Source organism: Phocaeicola sp. RTP21198st1_B8_RTP21198_201120 (genome assembly GCF_040929485.1).
Taxonomy (GTDB): domain Bacteria; phylum Bacteroidota; class Bacteroidia; order Bacteroidales; family Bacteroidaceae; genus Phocaeicola; species Phocaeicola dorei.
Genome location: NZ_JBCOCI010000290.1, coordinates 892 through 1,602, shown reverse-complemented (window position 1 = coordinate 1,602; position 711 = coordinate 892). Strand labels below are relative to the sequence as shown.

Genomic DNA, 711 nt, shown 5'->3' with positions numbered 1-711 from the left:
GTAGTAAAATAGGTAATATTATAATATTTATCAAAAGCTCCTGATGGATTCTTTAGTTCATATTCATAACAATTGAGTTCTGAGATGTCACATTTCTTCTCTGCCGTTCCAAATGATTCCTGAAATTTAATCCCCTCCTCTCCATGACCGTCTGCAATCCAGTCTTTGATAGCAGAGAAATTACATACATCAAACAATACTGTTTCCGGTTTTACATCCGCAATCGGCAGGTAAGTGGAAACCTGATGAATATAGCCGTTCTTAGCTTGCAAATTACAAGCGTCTTCCACAAAGACAGCTTTATTTGCTTCGTCCTGATAGTTCAAATAGAATTTTCGATCTTCCTCTTGACTTATTCTTACCACATTTCCTTTGCACGATGTATTCCATATCTTAGAAGTCGCATTTTCACTGTCGAAACTCTGCAAGTTGTTCAAGTCATAACTTCCGGTCAGAATATGATAGGCTACATATTTATACAATGCATTCTCCGGATTAGTATAGTCGCTACTTGCTCCCAACAGTTGTGTTAAATCAGCCAGATTATTGACACCTGCATCATGGAAGACATCGTCCGTTACAGCCAACAGTGTATAATTACGTTTCTGCTTGATAGTTTGTCCCTGATCATTTTTCAGTTCATCATAGATAATGTTCAACTCGGTTCCCCACCCCGTCGCATCTAAAGCGGACTTTAAGAGGGTATAAGGA

1 protein-coding gene is annotated in these 711 nt (G+C 38.5%); it reads right to left on the bottom strand.

Annotated elements, in window-relative coordinates; all coding sequences use genetic code 11:
• Positions 1-711: fasciclin domain-containing protein (locus AB5935_RS25535; protein WP_368327822.1), on the bottom strand; the 711-nt coding region annotated here is incomplete at both ends.